This is a genomic window from Jannaschia marina, from assembly GCF_013404595.1.
Classification (GTDB): Bacteria; Pseudomonadota; Alphaproteobacteria; order Rhodobacterales; family Rhodobacteraceae; genus Jannaschia; species Jannaschia marina.
Genome location: NZ_JABVAX010000002.1, coordinates 194,158 through 218,101, shown reverse-complemented (window position 1 = coordinate 218,101; position 23,944 = coordinate 194,158). Strand labels below are relative to the sequence as shown.

General features: G+C 68.9%; 27 protein-coding genes. 12 read left to right on the top strand and 15 right to left on the bottom strand.

Going from position 1 to position 23,944, the window contains the following annotated elements; genetic code table 11:
• Positions 1-15 precede the first annotated feature (15 nt).
• From HSX43_RS04840 to HSX43_RS04830, 3 genes are all read right to left on the bottom strand, one after another.
• Positions 16-504, bottom strand: a complete 489-nt coding sequence (locus HSX43_RS04840) for a hypothetical protein (RefSeq protein WP_179378969.1) — start codon at positions 502-504, stop codon at positions 16-18.
• A gap of 216 nt (positions 505-720) precedes the next feature.
• A complete protein-coding gene (locus HSX43_RS04835; RefSeq protein ID WP_179378968.1) occupies positions 721-1,350 on the bottom strand; it encodes a hypothetical protein in 630 nt (209 codons plus the stop codon).
• Positions 1,338-2,162: a formate dehydrogenase accessory sulfurtransferase FdhD gene (locus tag HSX43_RS04830; protein ID WP_179378967.1), complete on the bottom strand. Its 825-nt coding sequence runs from the start codon at positions 2,160-2,162 to the stop codon at positions 1,338-1,340. The genes HSX43_RS04835 and HSX43_RS04830 overlap by 13 nt, the downstream gene beginning before the upstream one ends.
• Positions 2,163-2,222: 60 nt before the next feature.
• Between HSX43_RS04830 and HSX43_RS04825 the strand changes: the two genes are divergently transcribed.
• Together HSX43_RS04825 and HSX43_RS04820 are read left to right on the top strand one after the other, a co-directional pair.
• Positions 2,223-2,915 (top strand): AzlC family ABC transporter permease, encoded by a 693-nt coding sequence (locus tag HSX43_RS04825; RefSeq protein WP_179378966.1) that lies wholly within the window; start codon positions 2,223-2,225, stop codon positions 2,913-2,915.
• On the top strand, positions 2,912-3,235 hold the full coding sequence (locus HSX43_RS04820) for an AzlD domain-containing protein (protein ID WP_179378965.1): 324 nt from the start codon (positions 2,912-2,914) through the stop codon (positions 3,233-3,235). The genes HSX43_RS04825 and HSX43_RS04820 overlap by 4 nt, the downstream gene beginning before the upstream one ends.
• A 77-nt stretch (positions 3,236-3,312) precedes the next feature.
• Here HSX43_RS04820 and HSX43_RS04815 read toward each other — a convergent pair whose 3' ends face one another.
• Positions 3,313-3,777, bottom strand: coding sequence for an Lrp/AsnC family transcriptional regulator (locus HSX43_RS04815; RefSeq protein WP_328795048.1), 465 nt, complete (start codon positions 3,775-3,777; stop codon positions 3,313-3,315).
• Positions 3,778-3,912: 135 nt separating this feature from the next.
• On the opposite strand from HSX43_RS04815, the gene ald reads away from it, so the two are divergent.
• Positions 3,913-5,028 carry an alanine dehydrogenase gene (ald, locus tag HSX43_RS04810; protein ID WP_179378964.1) on the top strand — a complete coding sequence of 372 codons (1,116 nt, stop codon included), beginning with the start codon at positions 3,913-3,915 and terminating at the stop codon, positions 5,026-5,028.
• Between the two features lie 52 nt (positions 5,029-5,080).
• On the opposite strand, the gene mscL is transcribed toward ald, so the two are convergent.
• Positions 5,081-5,506 carry a large conductance mechanosensitive channel protein MscL gene (gene mscL, locus HSX43_RS04805; protein ID WP_179378963.1) on the bottom strand — a complete coding sequence of 142 codons (426 nt, stop codon included), beginning with the start codon at positions 5,504-5,506 and terminating at the stop codon, positions 5,081-5,083.
• 145 nt (positions 5,507-5,651) lie between these two features.
• On the opposite strand from mscL, the gene HSX43_RS04800 reads away from it, so the two are divergent.
• Genes HSX43_RS04800 through HSX43_RS04790 form a run of 3 tightly spaced genes read left to right on the top strand, consistent with a single transcriptional unit; the run spans position 5,652 to position 8,412 of the window.
• Positions 5,652-6,350, top strand: coding sequence for a glutathione S-transferase family protein (locus tag HSX43_RS04800; RefSeq protein ID WP_179378962.1), 699 nt, complete (start codon positions 5,652-5,654; stop codon positions 6,348-6,350).
• A gap of 45 nt (positions 6,351-6,395) precedes the next feature.
• The gene (locus HSX43_RS04795; RefSeq protein WP_179378961.1) at positions 6,396-6,713 is read left to right on the top strand and encodes a hypothetical protein; all 318 of its coding nucleotides are present in this window, start codon (positions 6,396-6,398) and stop codon (positions 6,711-6,713) included.
• Positions 6,706-8,412, top strand: a complete 1,707-nt coding sequence (locus tag HSX43_RS04790; RefSeq protein WP_179378960.1) for a methyl-accepting chemotaxis protein — start codon at positions 6,706-6,708, stop codon at positions 8,410-8,412. Before HSX43_RS04795 ends, HSX43_RS04790 begins: the two co-directional genes overlap by 8 nt.
• A 221-nt stretch (positions 8,413-8,633) precedes the next feature.
• Here the strand turns inward: HSX43_RS04790 and HSX43_RS04785 are convergent, their stop codons facing one another.
• The 3 genes from HSX43_RS04785 to rpsO form a co-directional block, all read right to left on the bottom strand.
• The gene (locus tag HSX43_RS04785; protein ID WP_179378959.1) at positions 8,634-9,314 is read right to left on the bottom strand and encodes an outer membrane protein; all 681 of its coding nucleotides are present in this window, start codon (positions 9,312-9,314) and stop codon (positions 8,634-8,636) included.
• A 209-nt stretch (positions 9,315-9,523) separates the two neighbouring features.
• Positions 9,524-11,653 carry a polyribonucleotide nucleotidyltransferase gene (gene pnp, locus HSX43_RS04780; RefSeq protein ID WP_179378958.1) on the bottom strand — a complete coding sequence of 710 codons (2,130 nt, stop codon included), beginning with the start codon at positions 11,651-11,653 and terminating at the stop codon, positions 9,524-9,526.
• A 246-nt stretch (positions 11,654-11,899) separates the two neighbouring features.
• The gene (rpsO, locus tag HSX43_RS04775) at positions 11,900-12,169 is read right to left on the bottom strand and encodes a 30S ribosomal protein S15 (protein ID WP_179378957.1); all 270 of its coding nucleotides are present in this window, start codon (positions 12,167-12,169) and stop codon (positions 11,900-11,902) included.
• A gap of 241 nt (positions 12,170-12,410) precedes the next feature.
• Here rpsO and HSX43_RS04770 point away from each other — a divergent pair, with 241 nt between their 5' ends.
• Both HSX43_RS04770 and HSX43_RS04765 read left to right on the top strand, forming a co-directional pair.
• The gene (locus HSX43_RS04770; protein WP_235962503.1) at positions 12,411-13,436 is read left to right on the top strand and encodes a calcium-binding protein; all 1,026 of its coding nucleotides are present in this window, start codon (positions 12,411-12,413) and stop codon (positions 13,434-13,436) included.
• A gap of 230 nt (positions 13,437-13,666) precedes the next feature.
• Complete coding sequence (locus HSX43_RS04765; RefSeq protein ID WP_179378956.1) at positions 13,667-14,917, top strand: calcium-binding protein; 1,251 nt, start codon at positions 13,667-13,669, stop codon at positions 14,915-14,917.
• Between the two features lie 61 nt (positions 14,918-14,978).
• Here HSX43_RS04765 and HSX43_RS04760 read toward each other — a convergent pair whose 3' ends face one another.
• The 6 genes from HSX43_RS04760 to rbfA all read right to left on the bottom strand — a co-directional run bounded on the left by HSX43_RS04760 (position 14,979) and on the right by rbfA (position 19,160).
• On the bottom strand, positions 14,979-15,860 hold the full coding sequence (locus tag HSX43_RS04760) for an alpha/beta fold hydrolase (protein ID WP_179378955.1): 882 nt from the start codon (positions 15,858-15,860) through the stop codon (positions 14,979-14,981).
• Positions 15,851-16,372, bottom strand: a complete 522-nt coding sequence (locus HSX43_RS04755) for a DUF1643 domain-containing protein (RefSeq protein ID WP_179378954.1) — start codon at positions 16,370-16,372, stop codon at positions 15,851-15,853. Before HSX43_RS04755 ends, HSX43_RS04760 begins: the two co-directional genes overlap by 10 nt.
• Before the next feature lie 48 nt (positions 16,373-16,420).
• On the bottom strand, positions 16,421-16,915 hold the full coding sequence (locus tag HSX43_RS04750) for a hypothetical protein (RefSeq protein WP_179378953.1): 495 nt from the start codon (positions 16,913-16,915) through the stop codon (positions 16,421-16,423).
• Positions 16,916-17,105: 190 nt separating this feature from the next.
• The gene (gene truB, locus HSX43_RS04745) at positions 17,106-18,005 is read right to left on the bottom strand and encodes a tRNA pseudouridine(55) synthase TruB (RefSeq protein ID WP_179378952.1); all 900 of its coding nucleotides are present in this window, start codon (positions 18,003-18,005) and stop codon (positions 17,106-17,108) included.
• A 1-nt stretch (position 18,006) separates the two neighbouring features.
• Positions 18,007-18,720 carry a phosphodiester glycosidase family protein gene (locus tag HSX43_RS04740; RefSeq protein WP_179378951.1) on the bottom strand — a complete coding sequence of 238 codons (714 nt, stop codon included), beginning with the start codon at positions 18,718-18,720 and terminating at the stop codon, positions 18,007-18,009.
• Complete coding sequence (rbfA, locus tag HSX43_RS04735; RefSeq protein ID WP_179378950.1) at positions 18,717-19,160, bottom strand: 30S ribosome-binding factor RbfA; 444 nt, start codon at positions 19,158-19,160, stop codon at positions 18,717-18,719. The genes HSX43_RS04740 and rbfA overlap by 4 nt, the downstream gene beginning before the upstream one ends.
• A 105-nt stretch (positions 19,161-19,265) precedes the next feature.
• Here rbfA and dapB point away from each other — a divergent pair, with 105 nt between their 5' ends.
• Both dapB and HSX43_RS04725 read left to right on the top strand, forming a co-directional pair.
• The gene (dapB, locus tag HSX43_RS04730; RefSeq protein WP_179378949.1) at positions 19,266-20,075 is read left to right on the top strand and encodes a 4-hydroxy-tetrahydrodipicolinate reductase; all 810 of its coding nucleotides are present in this window, start codon (positions 19,266-19,268) and stop codon (positions 20,073-20,075) included.
• 41 nt (positions 20,076-20,116) lie between these two features.
• Positions 20,117-20,458: a dihydrodipicolinate reductase gene (locus HSX43_RS04725; RefSeq protein WP_179378948.1), complete on the top strand. Its 342-nt coding sequence runs from the start codon at positions 20,117-20,119 to the stop codon at positions 20,456-20,458.
• A 48-nt stretch (positions 20,459-20,506) separates the two neighbouring features.
• On the opposite strand, the gene HSX43_RS19905 is transcribed toward HSX43_RS04725, so the two are convergent.
• Positions 20,507-20,803 (bottom strand): DUF1674 domain-containing protein, encoded by a 297-nt coding sequence (locus HSX43_RS19905; RefSeq protein ID WP_328795045.1) that lies wholly within the window; start codon positions 20,801-20,803, stop codon positions 20,507-20,509.
• 66 nt (positions 20,804-20,869) lie between these two features.
• Here HSX43_RS19905 and HSX43_RS04715 point away from each other — a divergent pair, with 66 nt between their 5' ends.
• Positions 20,870-22,150, top strand: a complete 1,281-nt coding sequence (locus tag HSX43_RS04715) for an RsmB/NOP family class I SAM-dependent RNA methyltransferase (RefSeq protein WP_235962502.1) — start codon at positions 20,870-20,872, stop codon at positions 22,148-22,150.
• 67 nt (positions 22,151-22,217) lie between these two features.
• A complete protein-coding gene (locus HSX43_RS04710) occupies positions 22,218-23,936 on the top strand; it encodes a heparinase II/III family protein (protein ID WP_235962501.1) in 1,719 nt (572 codons plus the stop codon).
• Positions 23,937-23,944 lie beyond the last annotated feature (8 nt).

Below are 23,944 nucleotides of genomic sequence, written 5' to 3'. Positions count from 1 at the left end.
GCCGGGCGCAAGCGGTCAGAACCGCCGGTTCTTCGTCAGGACGAGATCGACGAAGCGCCCCTCCGCGTCGAGGAGCGCGTTGATGTGGATCGGACCAGTGTGCAGCCCGTTCTCCACCACGCGGCGCGAGGGTGTGATCTGGGGAAGACCGCTGCTGTCGCGGCTCGCGCTCAATGCGGCGGCGGAGGCGGCCTCCTCCGGCAGATGGGCGATGCGGATGCCGCCCTCATCGGTGAACCCCTTGGCGCGCAGCCAGGCCGCGATGTCGCGCCACCCGCCTAGACCTTCGAAGATCGCCGCGAGACAGGTTTCGTGATCGTCTAGACTGCGCTTGCGCCAGATGTCGTAGGACAGCGGGTCGAGCCCCGTGGTGCCCGGCGCGGGGTCGAGCGCGCAATGCCGGGGCAGGTCCGCCGCGTCGAGCGTGCGCGTCCCGGGCCGCTCGGCGATCGCGAAGGTGCAGCCGACCCGCTTGGCGCAGGGGGCGGGCAGATGGGCGCGCATGTTTCGCGTCTCAACGGGCGCGGGGGCCGAGGCAGGCTCCCGCAGGAGAACCGGCGCGCTCACCTCGACGGGACGAAACACACCCTGCGCCGCCGCCGGAAGGGCGAGAGCGGCGACAAGGCAACCGAGGGAGAGAGGGCGCAGGAGATTCATATGGACCCGGTGACAGAGTTAACATCAGGTAAATGCGGCGGGCCGAGATCCGGTTCCGGCCTCTCAGCCGCAGCGGGCGAGGCCGTAGCGGTCACCGAAGGTAAAGGCGTCGTATTTTACGGCGAGTGGCCGACCCTCCGGGTCGTAGGTCACCCGCAGGAGCGAGTGGACCGGCGCGCGGAGCTCCTCCGACCAGGCCCCAGCGCGGTCGAGCACGTCGATGGCCAGCGGCGGCGCGACCCGGCTGCGCCAGACATGGACGCGGGCCGGACCCCATCGGCCGGCCTGCTTCACGTCCCAGACCGCCGGGCACTCGGGGTCCGCAGCCGGAGCGATCACGGCCGCGACCCAGTCGTTCACCCCGGCCCGGTCGCCGAGCGCGAGGAAGAGGGCGAGCAGGCAGAGCTCGTGGCTCCGGGCATCGCGCTCACCGGGCCAGTCGTAGGCGGCAAGATCCGCCTTGCCGTTGCGCAGCGCGCCATCGCGCAGGCAGGTCGCGACCCGCGTCAGCGTCTTGTCGGGCGGTGCCGCGTGAACATGGGCGATGGTCTCGGTCACCCGCATCGCCCCGTAGGTCGTCGTGACGATGGGGGCTTCTGTCGCGGCAAGCCGGTCGAGGCTCAGGGTGAGTTCCGCGCGCGCCGGAGCGGCGGCGAGCAGACAGAGTGATAAAACCCGGATCAGCCGTCCCATTCGACCCGCTCCGCCCCCGAGAGGCAGAGGAAACGGTTTCCTTTCATGCGCCCGATCACCGTCAGCCCGACCTGCCGCGCGATCTCCACGCCCCAGGCGGTGAAACCCGAGCGAGAGACGAGGCAGGGGATTCCCATGAGCGCGCATTTGATGACCATCTCGGAGGTCAGCCGCCCGGTGGTGTAGAGCGTCTTGTCTTCGGCCCCGGTGCCCGTCGCGCGCATCCATCCGGCAAGCGTGTCGACCGCGTTGTGGCGCCCCACATCCTCGAAGTAGGCGAGCGGGTCGGGTCCGCGGCACAGGCATGTGCCATGGATCGCCCCGGCCTCGAGGTAGAGCGACGGCGTGCGGTTGATCGCCTGCGAGAGGCTTTGCAGGTCCGAGACCTTCAGCCGTGTAGCCGGCAGGGTCAGCCCCTCGAGCCCCTCCATCATGTCCCCGAAGACGGTGCCCACCGCGCAGCCCGAGGTCCGCGTGGCGCGCGCGAGCTTCGCTTCGTGGTCCGTCTCGACCGCCGTGCGCACCACGACGGTCTCGAGCTCCGCGTCGTAGTCGATACCCGTGACGGTATCGTTCCCCCGGACCATGCCCTGGTTCGTCAGGAACCCGAGCGCGAGCCATTCGGGGTGCTCGCCCACGGTCATCGCGGTCACGATCTCGCGGCTGTTGAGGTAGATCGTCAGCGGCCGCTCCTCCACGACCCGCAGATCGACCTGCGCGCCGGTCTGGTCGATGCCGGTGACGGCCCGCGTCAGCCGCGGGGCGGTCGGGTCGGGGGCGACGAGGAGGGTGGTGGGCGTGAGCGTGGACACTTGTGACCGGGGTTTGGGGCGGTTAGGCCCAAGGTGTCGCCCCAGCCCCCGGGATGCAAGATGAGACCCCCCTTCCGAACCGGCGTGGCCGAGGGCCTGCCCTTTCTCGTGGTCATGGTACCCTTCGGCATGCTCTTCGGCGTGCTGGGGGTCGAGGCCGGCCTGCCGCTCGCGCAGGTCATGGCCTTTTCGGTGCTCGTCATCGCGGGCGCGTCCCAGTTCGCGGCCGTGCAGCTCATCGTCGATCTCGCTCCGGCGGCCGTGGTCGTGCTCTCGGCGCTCACCGTGAACCTGCGGATGGTGATGTACTCGGCCAGCATTGTGCCCCATCTCGGGGCCGCGCCGCTCTGGCAGCGGGCCATCATCTCCTATCTGCTGGTCGACCAGACCTATGCGCTCGCGCAGGCGAAATACGAGGAAGAGACGCGCTGGAGCATCGCCGACAAGGTGGCCTACTTCGCGGGTATCGCCCTGCCCGTCTTTCCGGCCTGGGTCGGTTCCACCCTTGCCGGTGCATTGGTCGGCGCGCGCATCCCCGACAGCTGGCAACTCGACTTCGCCCTGCCGCTCGCCTTCGTCGCCCTCGTTGCACCCATGCTCAAGAGCCGCGCGCATCTGGCGGCGGCCTTCGTCTCCGTGACGGGCACGCTCCTGATGTGGTGGATGCCCTATAACCTTGGCCTGATCGCGGCGGCACTCGCAGGCATGGTCGTCGGCGCGGAGGTCGCGCGGCGCACGGAGGACGCGGCATGAGCGACGCAACCGTCTGGACCATCATCGCCGTTCTGGGCGCGCTCACCTACATGACGCGCTTCGTCTTCCTGGGCTTGATCGGCGACCGGCCGATGCCGCCCTGGCTCCTGCGCCACTTGCGGTTCACGGGGGTCGCGGTGCTGCCCGGCCTCGTCGCGCCGATCCTGCTCTGGCCGGAGGCCACCGGCGGCACACCCGACCCGCTGCGCTTGCTGGCGGCCGGCGTGGCGCTTTCCGTCGGCATCTGGCGCAAGGACGTCATCCAGGCGATGCTCGCAGGCGGTCTCGTCTTCGCCGCGCTGACCTGGGCGCTTGCCTGAGCCAGGGCCCGTTCTCTGCTTCGACAATACTCCGGGGGTCCGGGGGCCGGCCCCCGGTCAAGTCGCTCATCCAACCGTCAGACCGGAAGCGCCGTCGTCGCGAACACCGTCTTGAGCGCGAAGGACGACTGCAACTTCGCCACCCCCGGCAGGCTCGCCAGATGGCGGCGGTGGATGCGGGCGAAATCCTCCGAATCCTGCGCGACGACCTTCAGCAGGTAGTCATAGGCCCCCGTCATCAGATGGCACTCCAGCACGTCCGGGATGCGGGCGACGTCGGCCTCGAAGGCGTCGAGCACGTCGTCGGCCTGGCTCGACAGGCTGATCTCCACCATCACGATGGTCGACCGCCCAACTGCCCGCGCATCGAGAAGCGCCACGCGACCGGCGACCACGCCCGCCGCCTCGAGACGCTGCAACCGTCGGTGACAGGCCGAGGGCGACAGGTTCAGCTTTTCCGAGAGCTGCACGGCGGTGAGTCGCGCATCGCGTTGAATCAGACGCAAGAGGCGGGCATCGGTATCGTCGATTTGAAAAATCACGCGATATTCTCCTGCATTAATTCGTTTACTTGCGTTATTATTGCGCTTCTAAGCCGTCAAGCGCCTCCCATAAAGACGAAAATGCGTGGCGTCGCTCCTATGCTGCGCCGGAATGCAAACTCAGGGAGACTTCGGATGCTGATCGGCTGCCCAAAGGAAATCAAACCGCAAGAATTTCGCGTCGGGATGACGCCGAGCGCCGCGCTCGAAACGATCGCGCATGGTCACGAGGTCATCATCGAGACGAACGCGGGCGAGGGCTCGGGCTTCGATGACGCGCAGTACGAGGCCGTCGGCGCGAAGATCATCCCCACCGCCGAGGAGGTCTTCGCCAAGGCCGACATGATCGTGAAGGTGAAGGAGCCCCAGGCCGTCGAGCGCAAGATGCTGCGCGAGGGCCAGATCCTCTTCACGTACCTGCACCTGGCCCCCGATCCGGAGCAGACGAAGGACCTGCTGGAGAGCGGCGCGACCTGCATCGCCTACGAGACGGTGACCGACCGAATGGGCGGTCTCCCGCTGCTCGCGCCGATGTCGGAGGTCGCCGGTCGCCTGGCCCCGCAGGTCGGGGCCTGGACCCTGCAGAAGGCCAACGGCGGCCGCGGCGTCCTGCTGGGCGGCGTGCCGGGCGTCGGCCCGGCGTCGGTCGTGGTCATCGGGGGCGGCGTCGTCGGGACCCATGCGGCGCGCATCGCCGCCGGCATGGGCGCGAACGTTACGGTCCTCGACCGCTCGCTGCCCCGCCTGCGCTATCTCGACGATGCCTTCGGCTCGGTCTTCCAGACGCGCTACGCCAGCGCCGGCAATACCGCCGAACTGGTCATGGGGGCCGACATGGTCATCGGGGCCGTGCTGATCCCGGGGGCCGCCGCACCGAAGCTGGTGAAGCGCGCCGATCTCGCGCACATGAAGCCGGGTGCCGCCATCGTGGACGTCGCAATCGACCAGGGCGGCTGCTTCGAGACCTCGAAGGCCACCACGCACCAGGATCCGATCTACGACGTCGATGGCATCATGCACTACTGCGTGGCCAACATGCCGGGGGCTGTCGCGCGCACCTCGACGCTGGCGCTCGGCAACGCGACGCTGCCCTTCATGCTCGACATCGCCAACAAGGGCTGGAAGCAGGCCTGTGCCGACGACGTACATCTCAAGAACGGCCTGAACGTCCACGCCGGCAAGCTGACCTACGCGGCGGTGGGCGAAGCGCTCGGTCTCGCTTCGGTCGACCCCGACAGCGTTCTGGCCTGAACACGCGAAGGGCCCGCCGAGGCGGGCCCTTTCCCCTATCTGGAGAAGGGCCTCACGCCTTCTTCAGCGCATCCCGGATCTCGATCAGGATATCGAGCTCGGACGGTCCGGCCTCGACCTCGGGGGCGACATCCTGAGGCTTCTCCGCGGCGGCCTTGATGCGGTTGACCATCTTCACCAGCATGAAGACGACGAAGGCCACGATCAGGAAGTTGATGACCGCCATCAGGAAGTTCCCGATCGCGAAGACCGAGATACCGGCCTCCGTGCAGGCCTCGACCGACGCGCATTCCCCGTCGCCCAGCACGTAGAACCAGCCCGAGAAGTCGATCCCCCCTGTGAAGAGCGCGATGATCGGATTGATCAGATCGCCCACGAGCGACGTCACGATGGCCGTGAAGGCCGCCCCGATGATGATGCCGACGGCCATGTCCATAACATTGCCCTTGGCGATGAAATCCTTGAACTCGTTGATCATGTCTTCCTCGTTCTACCATTCCCGATCGGGCCCGATACTGCGGTGCCCGCGCGCAGGTTGAAGCGCGATCGGCAACAAAGTCACCTGTTTTCTTACGTTGGGGAAACGCATAGGTGTGACTCCGCAGACCTGAATGGAGCCCCGAATGGCCGATCTCTCCGCCTTTCCGATCACCGAACGCTGGGTGCCGCAGGACCCGACGCGCCTGCAACTCTTCAGCTTTCCCACGCCCAACGGCGTCAAGGTGTCGATCGCACTCGAGGAGATGGGCCTGCCCTACGAGGCGCATCGCGTGACGCTCGCGGATGACGACGTGAAGTCCGACGCCTTCCTGTCGCTCAACCCCAACAACAAGATCCCCGCGATCATCGACCCCGACGGCCCGGACGGTCCCCTCGGCCTCTGGGAGAGCGGAGCGATCCTGCTCTATCTGACAGAGAAGACGGGCAAGCTCGGCGGGACGACGGCTGCCGACCGCGCCCGCGTCACGCAATGGGTGATGTGGCAGATGGGCGGTCTCGGCCCGATGCTTGGGCAGCTCGGGTTCTACACCAAGTTCGCCGGCAAGGAGATCGACGATCCGCGCCCGCGCGAGAAATACGCCGAGGAGGGGCGCAGGCTGCTGTCCGTACTCTCGACAGCCTTGGGCCGGCGCGACTGGATCGCGGGCGATTTTTCCATCGCCGACATCGCCATCGTGCCGTGGCTCAACGCGCTCAACTTCTACGGCACGAAGGATCTGGTCGGCTGGGACGATCACCCGAACCTTCAGGCCTATTTCGACCGCTTCATGGCCCGCGACGGCGTTCAGGCCGGACTGGACGTGCCGCCGCGGAACGGCTGAGGCAGGTTAAGCCTTCGGAAAGACTCGGCTGCTAGACGGGGCGGCATGAAAACCCTGAGGCTCCTTGCGGCAACGGCACTGATCCCGTTCTTTCCCCTCGTCGGAGCGGTGGCCTTCGCCGCCTCGCTCCCCGAGGCGCGCGCCGGCCGCCCGGCCCTCGTCATCGCCCTGCCCGGCGGCACGTCCGCCGCACGGCGCGTCGCTCGAGCCGGCGGATATCCCGTGCTTGGCTTCAGCGCCCGCCTCGGCCTCGTCGCGCATTCGCAGGCTCCGGATTTTCTCGACCGGCTGCGACGGGGCGGACCTGTCGTCCTGCTGGATGCGGCGACCCTCCCCGATTTTCTGTGCACCACCAATGCCTGAGCTGACCCTCGAACGGAGCCGGAGCACCGCGGCGCGTTACCTGTTGCAGGCATCGGTCGCGGCGGCGCTTCCGGTCATCCTGGCGGCCGCAGTTCTCGGACGCCCCTTCCTCCTCTTCACCGTCCTGGCTCTGGCCCTCCCGCTCCTCGGCTGGGCAATGTGCCGGCTGAGCCCGGAGATCGGGCGCATCGGAATTGCACTCGCCCTCGTCGGGCAGGTGATGCTTCTGATCGCCGCCCTCGAACGACATCCGTGGCAGCTCGACGTCCATCTCTACTTCCTGGCCGCGCTGGCGGCGCTCGCGGCCATGGTCGACCACCGTCCGCTCATAGCCGCGGCGGGCGCGATCGCGATACATCACGGCATCCTGACGGTGGTTATGCCTGCCCTCGTCTACGGGTCGGATGTCGTCTCGCTCTTCGCGGGCCTACAGCGCATGTTCCTGCATGTCGGTGCGGTCCTGCTGACCGTGGCGGCACTGTGCGGCGCGATCCACACACGGATGCGCCTCATCGAGGCCACGAAACGCGAACAGACCGCGACCCGGACCGCCTCCATCCAGGCACGGGACGCCGAGCGCGTCGCCCGCGCCGCGTGCGAGGAAGCGGAGACCGCGCGCACCGCCGCCGAAACGGCACGGGGCGAGGCCGAAGCCGCCCTTGCCCGCGGCCTCGCAGAGACCAGGCGTGCGGACGAACTGGACGCGATCGCAGGGCAACAACGGGAGGCGCTCGCGCAGCGCGCGGCCGAAGAGCATCGCCTGCAGGCCGAGGCGATGGAAATCATCCACGATGCCCTGGCCGCCCTGGCACGCGGGGAACTCGGGGCGCGGATCGGCGGAGCCCTCCCCTCCGAATTCGCCACCTTCGGAGACAGCTTCGACGCGACCCTGCAAGCCGTGGAACAGGCGATGGGCGAAGTGCGCAAGACTGCTGGCACAATCCGGCTCGAGACCGACGAGATCGCCGCGGCGGCAACCGACCTGTCGCAACGAACGGAACGACAGGCGGCAACGCTGGAGGAGATCACGCGCTCCACCGATCAGCTCACGCAGCTGATCCGGACGACGGCCGAGGACGCCGGCGAAGCCGAGAGCAGCGTCGGCGTCACCGGCGCGGCGGCACAGACCGGGGCCGGCATCATGGATCAGGCGATCGCCGCCATGGGCGAAATCCAGAGCTCGGCGGGCGAGGTCCGAAAGATCACCTCGATGATCGAGGACATCGCCTTCCAGACCAACCTGCTCTCCCTCAACGCCGGGGTCGAGGCCGCGCGGGCCGGCGAGGCGGGCCGAGGCTTCGCGGTGGTCGCCGCGGAAGTCCGCGCGCTTGCCGCCCGTTCGTCCGAGGCCGCGAACCGCATCAATGCCCTGATCGAGCAATCCGGCAGCCAGATCGAGCGCGGGGCGGCCCTTGTGCAGGACACCGGGGCCGCACTCGGCGACATCATCGCCGCGGTCGAGACGGTCGCCACCAGGATCGGCGCGATCGCCGCCACGACCGAGGAACAGGCCACGGGCGTCAATGCGATCAACGCCGCCCTGCGCGACCTTGATCGCGTCTCGCAGGAAAACGCGACCATGTTCGAGGAGACGACCGGTGCCTGCCAGACGCTCCGCGCGAGCGCGCAGGCTCTCTCCGGCGCGATCGAACGCTTCGGCGGCGCGACAACCTCCGACCGGGCGGCTGCCGCGGCCTGACGTCACATGAGGACGTGCGGTGCCGCCGGGCGCACGGTCCTTGTCAGGTGATCGAACGGCAGACAGACGGGGCGCAGATCGCTCCCGCGTCCGACATCGCCCAGATCCTCACACGAGCCTCGGAGGACCGGGCGGAGCGTGGCAAGCGACATGCCGTTGCCAAAAGGAGTGCCCGGCCCCAACGGCCCGGCCAGATCGGACGGCACACGACGACCGCCGGCTCAGAACCGGTAGCGCAGGCCGATGTTCACTGCGTGGCTGTCGATGTCCTCCTCGACCACGCCGGTCAGCGCGCCGGTCGGGGCGAGGCGGTCGAGTTCGACATCGAAGTCGCGGATGTAGCGAACGTCGCCGGTCAGGCTCCAGCGCTCGTCGATGCGATAGGATGCGCCGGCGATGAGCTGCGCAGCGAGGCCCGTATGGCTGTCGTCAATCCGCACGCCCGGTCCGTAGACGAGATCGCTCTCCGTGTGCGCGATGCCGAGGCCCGCCCCGAGGTACGGAGTGAAGGCCCCGCCGGTCTCGAAATCCACCAGCAGATTGCCGAAAAGCCGGCTCGTCCGCAGATCGCCCCCGACGTTGATCTCCGCCGCCGGGCCGTTGCCGGAGAACGCGATCGAGTCGACGTTACTGTCGGCGAAGGAAAACTCGATCTCTCCCCGCAGACGGGCCGCAGCACCCAGGGCACCGAAACCGCGGCCATAGGCGACGCCCAGACCGAAGCCGCTGTCGAAATCGGTGTCGACAGTCTGCGGGCCGCCGGGCGGCGTCACGTCGCCCGAGAAGGTCGGATTGTCGAGCGACGAGAGGCCACCGAAGAAGGCGAAATAGCTGTCTTCTGCGACGGCAGGGGTGGCGAGGGCGAAGGCCGCACACGCGGCGAGGAGGATCTGACGGGTCATTCGAAGGCTCCGAAGGCGGGACAGGCCGACGCGGAATGCGGGGGCTGCCCCCGGGGCTAACGCGCCGCCGACGGCGCTACATTTAAAGCTTCTTCACGATGCACCGCCGGATCGTGAGCGGATGCGATCGAATACCCCGCGACCGTCCCGCGAAAAGAAAAAGCCCCGGCGCGCGGCCGGGGCTTTCGATCCTGTCGGAGCGGCAGAGCTCAGTCGGCGGTTTCCGCCGCCGCTTCCTCGCCGGTCTCCTGATCCACCATCTTCATGGCGAGACGGACCTTGCCGCGATCGTCGAAGCCCAGCAGCTTGACCCAGACTTCCTGCCCTTCCTTGAGGACGTCGGAGGGGTGGTTTAGGCGGCGGTTCTCGATCTGGCTGACGTGGACGAGGCCGTCGCGCTTGCCGAAGAAGTTCACGAAGGCACCGAAGTCGACGATCTTGACGACCTTGCCCTTGTAGATCTTGCCCTCTTCCGGCTCCGCGACGATGGAGTGGATCATCTCGTAGGCCTTCTTGATGGCCTCGCCGTTGGCGGAGGCGATCTTGATGATGCCGTCGTCGTTGATGTCGACCTTGGCACCCGAAACCTCGACGATCTCGCGGATGACCTTGCCGCCCGAGCCGATCACTTCACGGATCTTGTCGGTCGGGATCTGCATCGTCTCGATGCGCGGCGCGTGCTCCGAGAATTCGGATGCCTCGGAAAGGGCCTTGGCCATCTCGCCCAGGATGTGGACCCGGCCGTCCTTCGCCTGCGCGAGCGCCGTCTCCATGATCTCGGGCGTGATGCCGGCGACCTTGATGTCCATCTGGAGCGAGGTGATACCCGCTTCGGTGCCCGCCACCTTGAAGTCCATATCGCCGAGGTGATCCTCGTCGCCCAGGATGTCGGTCAGGACCGCGTAGTCGCCATCGTCTTCCAGCACGAGGCCCATGGCCACACCTGCGACCGGTGCCTTCAGCGGAACGCCCGCGTCCATCATCGACAGCGAGCCGCCACAGACGGTGGCCATCGACGAGGAGCCGTTCGACTCCGTGATCTCGGAAACGAGACGCACGGTGTAGGGGAAGTCGGTCGACGACGGCAGAACCGCCTGAAGCGCGCGCCAGGCGAGCTTGCCGTGGCCGATCTCACGACGACCCGGAGGACCAAAGCGACCCACTTCACCGACGGAGTACGGCGGGAAGTTGTAGTGCAGCAGGAAGTTGGATTTGAAGTTGCCGTGCAGCGCGTCGATGAACTGCTCGTCGTCGCCCGTGCCGAGCGTGGTCACCACGAGGCCCTGCGTCTCGCCACGGGTGAAGAGCGCGGAGCCGTGCGTGCGGGGCAGCATGCCAACCTCGGAGACGATCGGGCGCACGGTGTCGAGCGCGCGGCCGTCGATGCGCTTGCCGTTCTTGACGACGTCGCCGCGCAGGACCTTCGACTCGAGCTTCTTGAGCGCGGTACCGAGGTTCGCATCCTCGAGCTCCTCCTCGCTCAACTCGGCCTTGATGGCCTCCTTGGCGGCGGCCACTGCCGAGGTGCGCTCCTGCTTGTCGGTGATCGCGTAGGCGTCGCGCATCTTCTGCTCGCCGAGCTCGGTGACGCGCGCCAGGATCGCGGAGTAGTCGGGGGCCTGGAAGTCCATCGGCTCCTTCGCCGCGTCCTCGGCCAGCGACACGATCAGGTCGATCACGGGCTGCATCTGGTCATGGCCGAACTTCACCGCGCCGAGCATCTCGGCTTCCGAGAGCTCATAGGCTTCGGACTCGACCATCATCACGGCGTCCTTGGTGCCGGCGACGACGAGGTCGAGACGTTGCTCGGGGTTGTTCTTGAGGTCCTGCATATCGTCGACGGACGGGTTCAGGATGTAGTCGCCATCGACGAAGCCCACGCGGGCACCGGCGATCGGCCCCATGAAAGGCGCGCCCGAGATCGTCAGCGCGGCCGAGGCGGCGATCATGGCGACGACGTCGGGGTCGTTCTCGAGGTCGTGGCTCAGCACGGTGCAGATGACGAGAACCTCGTTCTTGAAGCCCTCGACGAAGAGCGGACGGATCGGCCGGTCGATCAGGCGCGACGTCAGCGTCTCCTTCTCGGTCGGGCGCGCCTCGCGCTTGAAGAAACCACCGGGGATCTTGCCGGCGGCGTAGTATTTCTCGTTGTAGTGCACGGTCAGCGGGAAGAAGTCCTGCCCAGGCTTCGGTGCCTTTGCGTAGGTGACGGCGGCCATGACGGACGTCTCGCCATAGGTGGCGATGACGCAGCCGTCGGCCTGGCGCGCGACCTTGCCGGTTTCCAGAGTGAGGGTATCGTGGCCCCACTCCATTTCTTTCTTAACGGTGTTGAACATATCGTTTCCTGTCTGGAGGCGAGCCCGGGCCCTCCCGGGTCCTCCGTGTGTCTGGCGGCCCCATTGCCGCCGGCCCCTGTTCCTTTGCACGACGCCGGGGCCGGGGCGTCACGTCTCAGATGGGGGGCATGTAACGGAAGTGCCCGCCTTTGGGAAGCCGGTGCGCGCCTGCGTCGCGGACGGGCGCGCATACGAAAAAGGGCCGCCCCGAAGGACGGCCCCGTCTCGATGCGGCTCCGCGCCTGCTCAGCGGCGGATGCCGAGGCGCTTGATGAGGTCCTGATAACGCTCTTCGCTCTTGCCACGGGTGTAGTCGAGCAGTTTGCGGCGCTGCGCGACGAGCTTCAGAAGGCCACGGCGCGAGTGGTTGTCCTTCTTGTGGGTCTTGAAGTGCTCGGTCAGCGTGGAAATGCGCGAGGTCAGGATCGCGATCTGGACTTCGGGCGACCCGGTGTCGCCTTCCTTGGTCGCGTATTCCTTGATGAGACGGTTCTTCTCTTCGACGGTGATCGACATCGGGGGCTCCTTCACGGTTAGAGGAATGGCACGAGCCGGGATGTCGTCCAGCAGGGCCCTTGGAGAGAGATCCGCCTACACCGATTCCCGGGCCATGGGAAGCCCCGACCCCGGGATGGCCGCAGACATGCATTAACGCGTTAACTCTTTAGTTCTATGGGCTTTGCAAGTCGATGTGCTAGACGGCCCGAGGCCGTATCTCGCGGCGCGTCGGACGGGTCTCTGCCCGGAAAGGATAAACATGCTGCTGATCGCGGGCCTCGCGGGGCTGTTCGTTTCGGGCGTCATGATGGCCCTCCCGCTGACCGAGGCGGCCGACGGCGACGACGCCTCGCCCGACGTGGACCGGGGCGAGGAGGCGGGTGCCGCCACGGACGACGAGACGGAGCGCATGGACATCGGAGACCTGCTTGACGGCGTTCAGCCGCAGCCACCGCTTCCGCCGGAACTTCCAGAAGAGGAGCCCGGCCTCGCACCTCGCGACCAGATCGGCGGCGATCACCTGACCGATCGCATCGCCGGCTCCTTCGACACGCCGGTCGATCTGGCGGGCGACGCGATGCTGGGCAACGCCGGGGACGACGACCTTGTCGGCGGAGACCTGAACGACATGCTGGTGGGCAACGATGGCGACGACAACCTCAGCGGCGGCGCGGGCCGCGACGTCCTCGACGGGGGTGCGGACGACGACCTGCTCGACGGCGGCGACGACCGCGACCAGCTGATCGGCGACACGGGCGACGACACCCTTCACGGTGGCGCGGGCGACGACCTGCTCTCGGGCGGGGACGGCGACGACCGTCTGATCGGCGGCAGCGGCGATGACCGGCTCTTCGGCGGCGAGGGGGCCGATACGCTCGAGGGCGGGGCGGGTGACGACCTGCTCGACGGCTCCGTCCTGCGGGCCGACGGCACCGATCGGGACGACGGCGATCTGCTCTCGGGCGACGCGGGTGACGACACGATCGCCGGTGGCCCGGGCGACAGTCTGTCCGGCGGCGAAGGACACGACCTCTTCCTCTTCCGCGCGGCCTCCGCCGCCGCCTTCACAACCGACGGCGGTGCCGCGGATGTGCCGATCATCACCGACTTCGAACCGGCGTCAGACGCGATCGAGATCGAATACGATGGCGCGACCGCTCCGGTTGTCGAGATCGTCGCGACGGACGGAGAGACCCGGATCCTCCTCGAGGGCGAAATCGCTGTCCGCGTCTCTGGCACGCCCGGTATCGAAGCGCGGCATATCAGCCTCTTGCAGATCGGCTAACAGCCTGCTCGCCGGTTGGCGACACGCGCGACGCATTGCAAAAAAGCAATTTGCTTGTATTTTGACAACAATACGGGGAATTTTACCGGATTGCCCCAAAGCAATCGCATTTTTGCGTCGTAATAAATCTAAATTTTAACGAATTCAGTTGATTGACCCGACAGCGGCATCGATCATGGAGGCACGCTCAGCATGTGGGGACATGCTGAGTCTCACATGGAGTATAAAAAATGACGGGTCTGCTAGCCCTGGCCGGATTGCTGCTGATCGGCAGCACAGCCTTCCTTTTCGACGATGACGACTCGTCGACATCCAGTCCGCCCGGGGACGACGAGCCGACGAATGGCGACGATACCCTGCGTGGAACCGACGACGACGATCTGATCCGCGCCCTGCCCGGCAATGACGAAGTGCGCGGCCTGGGCGGCGACGACACGCTCTCCGGCGGCAAGGGCAACGACCTTCTGTTCGGCGGCGATGGCGACGACTCGATCCAGGGCGGTTTCGGGGCGGATACGGTCAACGGCGGCGACGGACAGGATCTGCTCTTCGGTTACCAGGGCGTCGACAGGCTCTTCGGCGGGGATGGAAACGATTCGATCGAAGGCGGCTTCGGCGACGACACGCTCTCGGGCGACGACGGCGACGACACGCTCCTCGGCGGTCACGACGAGGACACGCTCGATGGCGGCGACGGCGACGACAGCCTGAACGGCGAGGCCGATGGAGACCGGTTGCTCGGTGGGCGCGGCCTCGACACGCTCGACGGCGGAAGCGGAAACGACACCCTGAGCGGCGGCTCCGACGGCGATACGCTCGACGGCGGCAGCGGGGCCGATCTGCTCAACGGCGACACCGGAGACGACAGTCTCGATGGCGGTACCGGTGCCGACAGCGTGAACGGCGGCCGGGGCGATGATCGTGTGACCGGCGACTTCGGGGCCGATATGATCCGCGGCGGCGAAGGCAACGACACCCTCATCGGCGTCGGCGACGGGAGTGCTCTGTTCCCCGAGGAGGACACCGACGAGGGCGACACGATGATAGGTGCGGCCGGCGCGGACAGCCTGATCTATGGCGCGAACGACACGGTGACCGGCGGCGGCGACGCCGACACCTTCGTCGGCGGCACCTACATCGGCGAGGGCGGCGCGGCAACGATCACCGATTTCGACGCGGCCGAGGACACCCTCGTCATGGTCTACGAGGAGGGCGAAACGCCCCCGGTTGTGACCGTGGAAGACTTCGAGGACGAGACCGGCGCGACGATCCTGCTCGACGGCGTCCCCGTCGCGAACGTCACGGGCGCGCAGGGCCTCACGGCCGATGATGTGGAGATCGTCGCCAGCGCCTTCGCCGAGACCGACGAAGACGAAGACGACGACAACGACCCGGACGACACCGAGACCGCCGATGCGGCGGAAACGTCGGCGGAAGACGATGCCGCGCCGACCGCGGAGGAGTTGCTTACCGCGTCCTGAGCATCGCCCCGAACGGATCGAGCCTGCCGCGCGCCAGCGTCTTCGCTCTTCAGACCTTGTCTCAGCGTGCGAAGAACGCGGCGAGCGCGCGGCCGACGGCCGCGGGCGCTTCCTCCATCGCGAAATGGCCCGAGGGGATGGCGACGTCCTCCACCGTCTCCGCCCAATCGCGCCAGACGGCGGCCGGATCGCCGGTCGAGGCCGGAAAGCCGTGTTCGCCCCAGAGAAAGAGCATCGGCGCGGTGATGCGGCGGCCCGCCGCGCGATCGGCCGCGTCGATTGTCCGGTCGGTGTGGAACCCGGCGCGATAGTCGGCGCACATCGCCGTCAGCCGCGCCGGGTCGGCGACCTGCGCGCGATAGCTCTCCAGCGCCTCGGCCGCGAAGGGCGCGAGCGACTTCGGCAGCGTCCAGGCCGCGAGGGTGTGGTCGAGCCAGTAGTGCGGCTCCGCCCCGATGAGCCGCTCGGGCATCGGCGCGGGCTGTGCCAGGAAGTTCCAGTGATAAGCCGCCTGCGCGAGCTCGGCACTCCAGGCCGCCCAGAAGGCGACGGTCGGGATGACCTCCAGAATGGCAAGCCGGTCAAGGCGGCCCGGATGATCGAGCGCGAAGCGGTAGGCGACGCGCGCGCCCCGGTCGTGCCCCGCGACGTCGACACGATCCAGACCGAGCGCATCGAGCACGGCGACGACGTCCCGCGCCATGCGGCGCTTGGAATAGACCGTGTGCGCACTGTCGTCCGGCGGCGCATCGCTGTCACCGTAACCGCGCAGGTCGATCAGGAGGCACCGGTGCCGCTCTGCCAGCATCGGCAGCACCGGACGCCAGCAGCGATGGTTCTGGGGAAAGCCATGGAGCAGGACGAGCGGTGCGCCCCGCCCGGTCTCGCGCACGGCGATGCGCGTGCCGTCGTCGGTCGTGATGTCGTGACGGATCAGGTCCATGCAGTTTCCCAGGGGACGGGCTGCACGGCGTAGCCGATGTAGAGCGGGTGTTTGGGGTGCCCCGCCTTCGAAAGACCGAGCGTCGTGAGCGGCTGGTCCGTCGCCCGCAGAAGCGCCTCGACCTGCGGGCCCCGGTTCAGATGCGCGCCGTGGGTGCCCCAGGCGCAGACCACCGTATCGGCCCAGAGCGCGGCGTCGCGAATTGCGGCATCGTTGGCCGGGCCGCCGATCGGCTCGGGGTGGGCGCGCATGTCGCGCGGGTCCGTCGCGCGATAGGCAAAGATGTTGGTGACACGGAAAGCGCCGAAGCCGAGCGCCCGCGCCCGCCGTTCGCAGCGCTCGACCGTCGGGTCGTTCGACAGCTCGGTCGCCGTCGAGGGGTTCAGCATCACGAAGGCGACCCGCCCCCCGGTCGCGTCCCAGGTGCGGGTCAGGTCGTAGCGATAGACCTCGTCGTCGGAATAGGTGGCCGTCGAGGGGGCATCGCCCTTGGTGTGTGTCCGGGTGATCATCGACCAGATGTGCCAGCCCGGGGCGCGGGCTGGCAAGGGGTGGACCGCTCAGGCCGCCGCGGGGGTGCCGGCGGTCTGCGGCAGGCGGCGTTCGATCACCGCCGCGGCGACCACCGCGAAGAGGATGTGACCCCAGAGCGCGACCCAGGTGATGCCGGTGAAGCCGAGGAAGGGCGGGTTGCCGGCCACGAGATGCGCCATGACGTAGAGCGCGAAGATCCAGAGCCCGATGCCATAGGCGACCGAGACGAGCGACCAGTGCAGCCAGGGCGTGACCTTGGCGGCGATGGGCCGCGCGACCAGGAGATAGCCCAGCGGATAGAACAGAAGGCCGGTCAGCATGTGCAGCGTATCAGCCGCGCCGTTCGGGGATGCGCCGAAAACCGTCTTCAACGTGGATTGGGCGAGCGGCACGGGCGCGAGCTTGGCGAAGCCGAAGAGCGGCGAGAGGCCCTTGCCGAAGAGGTCGAAGGCGATGGTGGCGAGGGCACCGGCGATCAGGATCGTCCAGGCGGTGCTTTTGAGGTCGGTGGTCGGGGTCATGGGGCGTCCTTTCGGTGTGTCGGTGAGGCACTGTCGCGCAGTTGCGTTGACACAAGGTTTAGCCGCAGCCACCGGCCGCTAGGCAGCCCTCCTCACGCGCAGTTCAGGTGGGCGGAGGACAGGCGAGGAGTTTCCGTGATCCATTGTAACATTTCACCGCGCATCCCGTCGGATACGGCCAACCCATGTTTCAGGTCTGGAACACCTTCGACGGATGGATCGCCCCGGCACGATAGATTCCGATGGCGACCGCGCGTCCCTGATGCGCGGCCCAGCAGGTCTCGCCGTAGTCTGCCCCTTCGAAGGCATCGCCGGGGTTGCCGTGGCGCAGACGCGCGGCGGCCGCCTCGTTGACGGCGATGCGCTTGAGGTCGGCCAGGCCCAGTTCGAGGGGCAGGAGGCGTTCGTGCAGCGCGGGCGTGCGAGCCATGCGGTCGACATCCTCGAAGGACAGACCGTCCTCGGCGCGAAACGGGCCGGACCAGCTGCGCCGCAGCCAGGCGACGTGACCGAGGCAGCCGAGCGCGCGCCCCAGATCGCGCGCGATCGAGCGCACGTACCCACCCTTGCCGCAGACCATCTCGAACTCCGCGCCGCTGTCGTCGGCCGCAACGATGTCGAGCCGCGCCACGTGAAGCGGGCGCGCGACAAGGTCCATCTGCACGCCTTCGCGGGCAAGGTCGTAGGCGCGCTCGCCCTCCACCTTCACCGCCGAGACCTGCGGCGGCACCTGCAGGATGTCACCCCGGAAGTCGGCGAGCGCCGCGTCGATGGCCACGGGGTCGGGCCGGGCATCGGCGGTCGCGGTCACATTGCCGGAGGCATCGTCGGTCGTCGTCTCCGCCCCCCAGGTCACACGAAAGCGGTAGCACTTGAGCGCATCGGTCACGAAGGGCACGGTCTTCGTCGCCTCGCCCAGCGCCACGGCCAGCACCCCCGTGGCGTCCGGGTCGAGCGTGCCCGCGTGGCCGGCCTTCTGCGCATCGAGCGCCCAGCGCACCTTGCCCACAACCTGGGTGGAGGTGACGCCGGCCGGCTTGTCGACGATCAGCCAGCCGTGGACGGGATTGCCCTTCTTGCGTCGACCCATCTCAGCGTTCCGTCACGACGAGCATCGGGCCCATCTGTCGACCTCCGTCGCTGCGTCCGAGCGCCGGCGCATGGAGGCGCGAGACCGAGCCGTCGAGAAAGAGCGCGTCGCGCACGCCCAGCACGTCGCGAAAGAGCGTCGCCATCTCGTGAAAGGTCACCGGCACATCGGAGATCGCGAAATGCACACGCCGTCCGTCCGGCGCGGCCCCGACCCCGTTGCGCAGCTTCCGCGACGGGCTGTCGCGCAGGAACCGGGGATGGAGCGCACCGTCGACGACGAGCATCGGCCCCGATTGCGTGGCATGGGTGCAGCCGGGCGGATCGGCAGCGAAGGCCCGGCTCTCGATCACATCGGCGCGCTCCTCGCGCACGCAGAACACGCCGTTCGGCAGCAGGCCGAAGTTCCCCGGCCCTTCCCGCGTGACGATGCGCTTCGCCTCGGCCCCGTCCTCGACGTAGAGCCCGACCGGCCGGCGGTCGGGGTGATACATGCCGCCGTTCATGGCGAAGGCGATCGGCTCCTCCTCCGCCTGTTCAAGGGCCACAAAGCTACCGAGCGGCGTGCCTTCGGGGCCGGCGAGCCGGGTTTCGATGCGGTGCTGCGCAAGGTCGGCGGTGCAAACGGTGAAGGTCCGCTCCCGGTGGCGCAGCGTCTCGCAGGCGGCGGCGGCACCGGTCGTCAGCGCCAGGATCAGCGCCGCGAGGCGGATCATTCGCCGCCTCCCTCGCCCGCGTCGCCCCCATCGCCGTCATCGTCGCGCGGGGCCGCGACGTCGCGCGCCACCCGTTCGTCGGCAAAGAGCGCGCGGGTCGCATCCATCCGGTCGAAGGTCTCATCGATGCGGAAGCGCAGGTCCGGCGCGTGGCGCAGCGTCATGTCCTTGCCCACCAGATGCCGCAGCTGCCCCTTGCACCGCTTGAGCGCGGCGATCGTCTCGTCCTTCTTCTCCCCGCCGAGCGGCAGGACCCAGGCGGTCGCGATCTTGAGATCGGCGCTCACCGTCACTTCGCCGACGGTAATCATCAGCGCGTTCAGCTCCTCGTCGTGAACCTCGCCGCGCATCAGAATCTCCGACAGCTTGCGCCGGATCGCCTCGCCTACGCGCAGCTGACGCTGCGACGGGCCGCGGGGTTCGTTCGGGTGTCGTGCCATGGCTGCCTCCTGAGACGGTGGCAGATATTTGCGCCGCCGCCCGAGTGCAAGCGTTGCATGGGCGCGCCGGTTCCAGCAAACCGGGCGGAACCGAAGGAGGCGAAGATGGCGCAGACGGGGATCGTGGTGATGGGCGGATCGGGCCGGATGGGGCGGATGCTCTGCGCGCTGATCGACGGAGCGGAGGACATGCGCCTCGTCGCCGTGACCGAAGCCTCGGGTCACGCCTGGGTCGGCACGGACTACGGCACCGCGACCGGCGGTGCGGCGACGGGCGTGCCCGTGACCGACGATGCGGCGCGGGTGGTGGCGGGCGCGGACGCGGTGATCGACTTCACCACGCCGTCCGCGACCGTCGCCATGGCCCGCCTCTGCGCCGAGGCGGGCTGCGCGCATGTCATCGGGACGACGGGGCTCACAGCGGAGGACATCGCCGCCATCGACACGGCGGCGGAGCAAACCGCGATCGTGCGGGCAGGGAACATGTCGCTCGGCGTCAACCTGCTGACGCAGCTGGTGCGGCGCGTGGCGGCGAGCCTCGACGCGGACTACGACATCGAGATCGTCGAGGCGCACCACCGCCACAAGGTCGACGCCCCCTCCGGCACCGCGCTCATGCTGGGCGAGGCGGCGGCGGAGGGCCGGGGCGTAGACCTCGACGCCATGGCCGACAGGGGCCGCGACGGGATCACCGGCGCGCGGGAGCCGGGGCGCATCGGCTTCCACGCGATCCGCGGCGGCGACGTCATCGGCGATCATGACGTCATCTTCATGGCCGACGGCGAGCGCCTGACGTTGCGCCACCAGGCCTCGGATCGCAGCGTCTTCGCGCGCGGGGCCCTCAAGGCCGCGCTCTGGGCACAGGGGCGACCGCCAGGGGCCTACGACATGCTCGACGTGCTGGGCCTGCGCTGATCGCGCCCTAGCTTCCGGAGCATCCCGCAACGGAGGCTTCCATGCGCGCGTTCCTGATCGCTCTCATCCTCTTTCCCTCGACCGCCCTGGCGTTCGAGCCGGTGACCGACCGCGCGACGTTCCTCTCGCTCGTGCAGGGCAAGCGCCTGACGGGCGACGGCGTGGGCCTCGTGGTGACGAGTGATGGCGCGATCGCCGGACGCGGTTTCGGGTTTCGGGTGACCGGCCGCTGGGACTGGGAGGGCGGTTATTTCTGCCGCACGCTCAATTCCGCGATCCGCGACTTCCCGCGCAACTGCCAGACTGTCGCGGTTCAGGGCGACGTGCTGCGGTTCCAGGCCGACCGGGGCACGGGCGACGTGGCCGATCTGACCCTGCGGTGAGCCGGGTCGTTCCGTCGCGTCGGCGTATTTGGGGCCAGAGGAGGCCCCTTAGAAGTCGATGGCGATCCCTTTGAGTTCCCAGTCGCCGTAGCGCACGGGCTCGGGCCCATCGCGGCCACCAAGTTCCGGCGGCAGGTCGATTTCGGCGCGCTTGCGGGCCTCCGCCTCTTCAAGCGCACGGCGGGCAACCTCCGGCAGGGCAGCACGGCGCGCGGCCTCCGCCTCGGGCGAGAGCGGCGTGAGATCGACGCCCCGGTCGCGGGCCGTCGTCGGACAGGCGGGCGCGTCGCCGGCAGCCTGCGGGATCGCGCCGGGGTCGACGGACATGCGGTTCGGGCCGGTCATATCGCTCTCCTTGCCGGGACGTTGCTTTGGATATACGCCCCGAGCCCTGATCTGCAAGGAAGCCCCATGTCGCAGCCGAAGCCCAAACGCGAGATGCCCGAAAGCCTCGCCACCCGTCTCGGCGCGTTGCGCCTGTTGGCGCATGTGCTGCGCGACGGACGGATGCTCACCGACGGCGCGTCGGGGCTCGAGGGAGCCGCCGCGGCACGGGCCCTGCGGCTCGCGGGGCTCACGCTGCGCCACATGGGGCGCGCGGATGCGCTCCTGAAGGCCACGCTCGAGCGCGCGCCGGCGGCGCGGGTGCGCGACATCCTCCGGCTGGCGCTCGTCGAGATCTTCGAGGACGGGGCCGCGCCCCATGGCGTCGTCAACGACGCCGTCGCCCTGGCCCGGATGTCGCCGCGCAGCGTGAAGCAGTCGGGCCTCGTCAATGCCGTGCTGCGCCGGCTGGCCGAGGACCGCGCCGCCTGGGAAGCCCTGCCGCCACCCGCCCTGCCCGCCTGGCTGCGTGCGCCGGTGAAGGCGGCGTTCGGACCCGAGCGCCTCGCGGCCATCGAGGCCGCGCACCTGGCCGGGGCCCCACTCGACCTGACGCCGCAGCGCCCGACGGAGATCCCCGGCGCGGAGCAACTGCCGACCGGATCGCTGCGCCTCGCCGGGGGGCAGGTCTCTACCTTGCCGGGCTTTGCCGCGGGCGACTGGTGGGTGCAGGACGCGGCCGCCACGACACCCGCGCGCTGTCTCGGCGACGTGGCGGACTTGCGGGTGCTCGACCTCTGCGCCGCGCCCGGCGGCAAGACGATGCAGCTTGCGGCGGCCGGCGCAAAGGTCACCGCGCTCGACGTCTCGGAGGGGCGGCTCGGCCGGTTGCGCGCGAACCTGGAGCGCACGGGGCTCGAGGCGGAGATCGTCGTGGCGGATGCACTCGACTGGGAACCCGAAGCTCCCTTCGACGCGGTCCTCCTCGATGCGCCCTGCTCGGCCACGGGCACGATCCGCCGCCACCCGGACCTGCCGCACCTGCGCGAGAGCCGTGACGTAGAAGCGCTGTCGAAGCTGCAGTACCGCCTCCTCGACCGCGCCCTCGGCTTCGTGAAACACGGCGGTCCGGTCGTCTACTGCACCTGTTCCCTCCTGCCGTTGGAGGGAGAGTTGCAGGTCCGCGCGGCGCTCAAGCGGCACCCGGGCCTCCTGACGGTCACGCCCGACCCGGCGTCGCTCGGCCTGCCCGAGGCGGCGGAGGTGCCCGAGGGGCTGCGCCTCCTGCCCGACCTCTGGCGCGAGCGGGGCGGCATGGACGGCTTCTTCGTTGCGGTTCTGAAACATGGGGCGGCACCGCCGGCGTGACAGATCGCGCCGGCGGGCGTAAACTCTCGTGCCAATGGGTCGAAACAGACCCCGCAGGGCAGTCAGGATGAGCACTCAGAGCTTCCGCGATCGTATCCGTACCGGCTGGCGGCTGACCCGCGCGCGCGCACCCAAGGGGACGCGCAGCCTCGTCTGGCAGCCCGAGCCACGCGGCACCGGGTCGGTTCGCCGGGGGCAGCAGATCCTGTCGGGGCTCTGGCACCTTGCGGGCCAACTGGTGGAGGCTCCGGGGCGGAGCCCGTGGGACGTGACGCCCCCCTCGACCCCGTTCGAAATGCAGCTGCACGGAATGGGCTGGCTCGACGATATGCTGGCCGCCGGGGGCCGGGGTGCGCGCGACTCGGCGCAGGCCTGGGTGCTCGACTGGGGTCGCCGGTTCGGTCGCGGACGCGGCCCGGGCTGGGATGCGGCCCTGACGGGGCGGCGGCTCCTGCGACAGATCAGCCACGCGCCGACCCTGCTCGCCGGGATGGCGACGCGGGATCAGAAACTCTACTTCGACCTTCTCTACCGTCAGGCGGCCTATCTCCGGGACGAATGGGACGAGGCTCCCGCGGGCCTGGCCCGGATCGAGGCCCTGACAGGGCTTCTCTACGCGGGTCTCACGCTCGAGGGCATGTCGGACGTGGCCCCGGCGGCGACACGCGCGCTGACCGCGGCTGCACGCGACGACGTGGGGGCCGACGGCGGGATCGCAGCCCGCAACCCGGAGGCGCTCCTCGAGGTGGCGATGCTCCTTGGCTGGGCGATCGAGGCGCTGGCCGCGCAGGGCCGGGCACCCGACGACCTGCTGGCGGCGCAGGGGCGGATCGTGCCGACGCTGCGCGCGCTGCGTCACGCCGACGGTGGGCTGGCGCGCTTCCACGGGGGCGGGCGCGGGCGGCCGGGGCGACTGGACCGGGTGCTGGCCAATTCGGGCATCCGCACGCGCAACGACAGCGGCCTCGCCATGGGGTTCGCGCCGATGACACACGGACGCACGACGCTCATCGTCGACGCCGGGCCGCCGCCGACCGGCGCGGCCAGCGGCTCGGGCCATGCCTCGACGCTGGCCTTCGAGATGACGAGCGGCAATTGCCCGGTTATCGTCAATTGCGGCCCCGGCGGGGCCTTCGGGCCGGACTGGCACCGCGCCGGGCGGGCCACGGCGTCCCATTCGACGCTGGAGATCACCGGCTGGTCGAGCGCGCGGGTCGGGCCGCTTCTCGACGTCGGCAAGCGGCAGATCGCGCCCCTGATCCAGCCGCCGCGCAAGGTGCAGTGGCAGCGCAGCGCCTCGCGCCGGGCCTCGACCGTGGTGCTCTCGCACGATGGCTACGGGCGCACGCATGGGCTCACGCATCTTAGGCGGCTGGTGCTCTCGACCGATGGCCGCACGCTCGAAGGCGAGGAGTCGCTGCGCGCGATGACGAATGCCGACAAGGAGCAGCTCGACGATGCCCGCGCCGACCTGCGGCCGCGCGGCCTGCCCTTCGCGATCCGCTTCCACCTGCATCCCGACACCGAGGCCGAGATCGACATGGGTGGGCGGGCCGTCTCGCTCGCGCTGCCCTCGGGCGAAATCTGGGTGTTCCGGCCCGGGCAGGAGATGAAGCTCTCGCTGGAACCCTCCGTCCACCTCGAACCCGGACGGCTGAAGCCGCGCGCGGCGCAACAGGTGGTTTTATCCGACGCCCTTGTGTCCTATGCCGCGACCATCGATTGGACCCTGACTCGCGCGCAGGAGGCGACGGAGCTGCCGCCGACCGACGCCGAAGGCCTCTGAAGGATGTG

Coding starts and splice junctions, on each gene's coding strand:
- HSX43_RS04840 (WP_179378969.1), bottom strand. CDS start 504: ATGCGCGCCCATCTGCCCGCCCCCTGCGCCAAGCGGGTCGGCTGCACC.
- HSX43_RS04835 (WP_179378968.1), bottom strand. CDS start 1,350: ATGGGACGGCTGATCCGGGTTTTATCACTCTGTCTGCTCGCCGCCGCT.
- HSX43_RS04825 (WP_179378966.1), top strand. CDS start 2,223: ATGAGACCCCCCTTCCGAACCGGCGTGGCCGAGGGCCTGCCCTTTCTC.
- HSX43_RS04820 (WP_179378965.1), top strand. CDS start 2,912: ATGAGCGACGCAACCGTCTGGACCATCATCGCCGTTCTGGGCGCGCTC.
- ald (WP_179378964.1), top strand. CDS start 3,913: ATGCTGATCGGCTGCCCAAAGGAAATCAAACCGCAAGAATTTCGCGTC.
- mscL (WP_179378963.1), bottom strand. CDS start 5,506: ATGATCAACGAGTTCAAGGATTTCATCGCCAAGGGCAATGTTATGGAC.
- HSX43_RS04800 (WP_179378962.1), top strand. CDS start 5,652: ATGGCCGATCTCTCCGCCTTTCCGATCACCGAACGCTGGGTGCCGCAG.
- HSX43_RS04795 (WP_179378961.1), top strand. CDS start 6,396: ATGAAAACCCTGAGGCTCCTTGCGGCAACGGCACTGATCCCGTTCTTT.
- HSX43_RS04790 (WP_179378960.1), top strand. CDS start 6,706: ATGCCTGAGCTGACCCTCGAACGGAGCCGGAGCACCGCGGCGCGTTAC.
- HSX43_RS04785 (WP_179378959.1), bottom strand. CDS start 9,314: ATGACCCGTCAGATCCTCCTCGCCGCGTGTGCGGCCTTCGCCCTCGCC.
- pnp (WP_179378958.1), bottom strand. CDS start 11,653: ATGTTCAACACCGTTAAGAAAGAAATGGAGTGGGGCCACGATACCCTC.
- rpsO (WP_179378957.1), bottom strand. CDS start 12,169: ATGTCGATCACCGTCGAAGAGAAGAACCGTCTCATCAAGGAATACGCG.
- HSX43_RS04770 (WP_235962503.1), top strand. CDS start 12,411: ATGCTGCTGATCGCGGGCCTCGCGGGGCTGTTCGTTTCGGGCGTCATG.
- HSX43_RS04765 (WP_179378956.1), top strand. CDS start 13,667: ATGACGGGTCTGCTAGCCCTGGCCGGATTGCTGCTGATCGGCAGCACA.
- HSX43_RS04760 (WP_179378955.1), bottom strand. CDS start 15,860: ATGGACCTGATCCGTCACGACATCACGACCGACGACGGCACGCGCATC.
- HSX43_RS04755 (WP_179378954.1), bottom strand. CDS start 16,372: ATGATCACCCGGACACACACCAAGGGCGATGCCCCCTCGACGGCCACC.
- HSX43_RS04750 (WP_179378953.1), bottom strand. CDS start 16,915: ATGACCCCGACCACCGACCTCAAAAGCACCGCCTGGACGATCCTGATC.
- truB (WP_179378952.1), bottom strand. CDS start 18,005: ATGGGTCGACGCAAGAAGGGCAATCCCGTCCACGGCTGGCTGATCGTC.
- HSX43_RS04740 (WP_179378951.1), bottom strand. CDS start 18,720: ATGATCCGCCTCGCGGCGCTGATCCTGGCGCTGACGACCGGTGCCGCC.
- rbfA (WP_179378950.1), bottom strand. CDS start 19,160: ATGGCACGACACCCGAACGAACCCCGCGGCCCGTCGCAGCGTCAGCTG.
- dapB (WP_179378949.1), top strand. CDS start 19,266: ATGGCGCAGACGGGGATCGTGGTGATGGGCGGATCGGGCCGGATGGGG.
- HSX43_RS04725 (WP_179378948.1), top strand. CDS start 20,117: ATGCGCGCGTTCCTGATCGCTCTCATCCTCTTTCCCTCGACCGCCCTG.
- HSX43_RS19905 (WP_328795045.1), bottom strand. CDS start 20,803: ATGACCGGCCCGAACCGCATGTCCGTCGACCCCGGCGCGATCCCGCAG.
- HSX43_RS04715 (WP_235962502.1), top strand. CDS start 20,870: ATGTCGCAGCCGAAGCCCAAACGCGAGATGCCCGAAAGCCTCGCCACC.
- HSX43_RS04710 (WP_235962501.1), top strand. CDS start 22,218: ATGAGCACTCAGAGCTTCCGCGATCGTATCCGTACCGGCTGGCGGCTG.